Here is a 3,261-nt window from a genome sequence, read left to right as displayed (position 1 = left end):
GCCTTCCGATAGCGTGCTCGCCTTCCTTCAGCAGCTCTGATTATCTACAGTTCCGTTGCCGGCGACCCATAGTCCTCGGTCGCCAGCCGTCGAGCTGAGCGTAATCGGGAACTGTGCCTAAAAGCACTTATGCTCTGCAGCGCATAAACGCTTATCGTGGTCAGGGGCCTTGATGCCGCAGACCTCACTCGATTGGCATTCACCGAATTCTGATCTTCGGTGGGTCAATTCTGGATGAAGGCTAACAAGCGCCGCAGTTCTGCATATCTCGCCGACCAGGACGTACAGGATCGCGTCGCCTGTTTCCGTTGAACATCGGCGCGGCAGCGAGCTTGTCGCGGACCCACATGCGAGCGATCGTGTCCCCTTCGCGGACCGGCATGTCGACCCTACCTAATGTTGACGAATTTATGCGTCTGTAACGAGACGCGCCAGCCGTAGCGTTGCGCCGCTCGGATGCAGATACCTGTGGCGTGGGACGACAGACTCAGCGGCTGCAACCAGATCGGGGTGCCGCGCGCCTGGTGGATCGGGTCAAGTTTCTCAAGCACGATGTCGATATCGTGCCGCTCGCCGATTGGGTATTTGATCTCGTTCGCGCACGTCAGCGCCTCTTCGAGGACCGGGCGTCCGCCCGGCATCGCGTACTTCGGGCTGACGGTGACGAACGTGGTAGGCGTGACGAGCGGCACGTAAGTGCCCGAGGTTTCGACCTGTACGCGGTGATGCCACGCTTCGAGCTTCGCGATCAGTGGACGCAGGTCATAAATGCACGGTTCCCCGCCGGTGATTACCACGTGCTCTGCGTCGGCCGACCGCACGATATTGGCCAGCGTGTGCACGTCATACCACGCATAGCTGTCGCAGGGCTGCGCGCTTTTCTCGCCCATTGCACTGACGCTGATTTCCCGCTCAAGGGACAGGTGCCACGTGTGCTTGCTGTCGCACCACGGGCACCCGACCGGACACCCTTGCAAATGAACGAACACCGACGGTGTGCCAGTGAAGCAGGCTTCGCCCTGCAATGATTCAACTATCTCGTTGACGGGATAGGCGTCAACGGATGGCGCGGCTAGAGCCGGTACGTCGCGTTGCATTTGCGTGTCTCCTCAATTCGTACTTCCGTCAATCGTACATTGGTGCCTTCCAGTACGTCGGGGCCGAGCACGGTCACCAGCCACTGTGCCATGTTCTCGGCAGTCGGATTGAACGGTACCCTGACTACCGACGCATCGATATCGCGCAAGTAGGCATAGAACGGATCCTCGGTCCACAGCAGCATGCGGTGGTCCCAGTGGTCTTCGACCCAGTTGCACAACAGCGTCTTGATCACGCCGAAGTCGATCACGCGCCCGAGGTCGTCAAGCGAGGCGCCTTCGCAAACGAAGTGGATGCGGTAGTTGTGTCCATGCAGGTTCTTGCATTTGCCTTCATGGCCGTAGACACGGTGCCCACATGAAATGTCGTGAAAGCGCTCAGCCTGTAGCATGGTCAGTACCCTTCTTCTCGTGCGATTTTCGGGAACACGGCGCGTGCGGCTTTTCGATCGTCCAGGAAGCCGCGCGCCGGCCGGTCGTCATGGTGAATTCGTAGGTCATACACACCGCGCGAATCCGAACGCCCATGGGCTGCGGCGTGGCCACTTCCACCATCTCGCGGTCAGCTGCATTCCGGTTTCCCCCGAAATTTGCCCGTGCGAGATCACCCAATCGGTCGGTTGAGTTCCGACACGCCGATCAGACGGTCACCGGGTATATTCCAATCCATGCGTGCCCGTGCCCGAGGTCAAGTGATGCGAGCGCATCAGGCGAGTTGTGAGTGGGCCGATCGGATAGAACCTATCGATAGGCCACACGCCTGGAAAATTGGTGACGATCGCGTGCGGCCGGTAGCAGCCTCTGAACCGCCTCCCGCACGTACATCCTCGCGACGCGACGCGCGGTGCCGCTGCGTGGCAACACGCAAGCGCGCCCGGTATCAACTGCGCGCCCCTATTCTCTGCGCCTTTGCTCATGTGCGTCAGGGTCGTCTCGATGGGGAAACCCGGATGAAGTGATCGCAAAAATCCGGGTTCTGTAGGTTATCCACCTTGCAAACGCCGATCACCATTGTGGAGCAGTCAAGCGCCACGGCTTGGTTCGTCGCGAACGCGAGGAAGAAAGAATGCGTTGCGCGTCGGCACGCACGTCAGTTCGACGCGGTGGTCAATGAACGCGTCGACGCTGGGCAAGTCGGTGTAAATCTCAAACTCGCGACGATGGGTGGTCTGCGTTCGATGCGAGACGAGTTCATGTTTCGACTCGAATCCAAACCTATACATGTTCGCATCCATTCTCTGCGCCTCTACCGATCACGTCGCGGAAGATTTCCGACGGGTAGGTCGTTTCGCATTTTTCGACGGGGAGACCTGCGCCGTTCGGCACGCCTTCCTTCCTGGCTACTGGTCGATATCTGCACCGACGAAGTCGAGGGTTAATTGTGTCGCTTTGCGCGGTGATCAGTCGCGCCACCAGCCACATCGTTAGATGCCTGAAACGTCGGTATGACCGGAAGAGAGATCGATATTCGCTCTCTGTTCCGGCCCCTACAGAATGCACTGGAAATCGCTCTCCGGTGCCAGTCATGCACTGACGTTCGAACGCCTGCAGTTCAGATGTCACTCGGAAGAGTAATGCATTGTTCATGCGGAGTACCTATTGGCAGTACATCTTGCCTTTCTTCTATTGTGCCAGGCGCAATAGTATGCGCCCTTGATAAACATCAATGAGCGCGTCCCATTGCTGGCAAGCTCCGAAATCCTTCTTTCGAGCGGTTCGTGCTCCAGTTCGATATTACGCGCTGAGCGGCGTCGGCTCAGTATCCGGAGGACCAAGTATCTGAGCCACCCCGAGTGCCCACGTTCAGCGTACGCTAAGACGCATCAATTGACCCATTGCGCCAGATCAGCAAGTTGTGGTGTGCTACCCATTTGCACCAGAGCTGAACGGTGAGCCCGAAACGGTTACCGCGGACAGGTGTGGCGCCAATCCGGCTGCGCTCGAAGCGCTCAGTGCCGACCGGCCCACGCCGATCAAGGTCCGACAGAACCAGTACCTGAACGACATCATCGAGCAGGACCATCGCGCCATCAAACGGTAAGCGATGAATTCTCCACACCGAATGTAGAATCGTTCGCAACCAGCGGGCGAGCGTAGCTGCATCGCGACGGTCGCGATCGACCGGCGATGTCTGCGTCAGGATGGTGAGCCTGTGCGTCGGGCT

2 protein-coding genes and 1 pseudogene are annotated in these 3,261 nt (G+C 58.7%); 1 reads left to right on the top strand and 2 read right to left on the bottom strand.

What is annotated here, in order from left to right; translation table 11 throughout:
- Nucleotides 1-389 precede the first annotated feature (389 nt).
- Nucleotides 390-1,097 (bottom strand): 7-carboxy-7-deazaguanine synthase QueE, encoded by a 708-nt coding sequence (gene queE, locus AB4Y42_RS43620; RefSeq protein WP_368697802.1) that lies wholly within the window; start codon nucleotides 1,095-1,097, stop codon nucleotides 390-392.
- Entirely contained in the window at nucleotides 1,073-1,489 is a 417-nt protein-coding gene (locus AB4Y42_RS43615; RefSeq protein ID WP_368697801.1) for a 6-pyruvoyl tetrahydropterin synthase family protein, read from the bottom strand. Before AB4Y42_RS43615 ends, queE begins: the two co-directional genes overlap by 25 nt.
- 1,493 nt (nucleotides 1,490-2,982) lie before the next feature.
- Here AB4Y42_RS43615 and AB4Y42_RS43610 point away from each other — a divergent pair.
- Nucleotides 2,983-3,135, top strand: a pseudogene (locus AB4Y42_RS43610) (IS6 family transposase); the annotation flags it as partial.
- Nucleotides 3,136-3,261: the final 126 nt, after the last annotated feature.

The organism is Paraburkholderia sp. EG286B, from assembly GCF_040965655.1.
Classification (GTDB): domain Bacteria; phylum Pseudomonadota; class Gammaproteobacteria; order Burkholderiales; family Burkholderiaceae; genus Paraburkholderia.
This window is presented reverse-complemented; position numbering and strand designations above follow the sequence as displayed.

Coding starts and splice junctions, on each gene's coding strand:
- queE (WP_368697802.1), bottom strand. CDS start 1,097: ATGCAACGCGACGTACCGGCTCTAGCCGCGCCATCCGTTGACGCCTAT.
- AB4Y42_RS43615 (WP_368697801.1), bottom strand. CDS start 1,489: ATGCTACAGGCTGAGCGCTTTCACGACATTTCATGTGGGCACCGTGTC.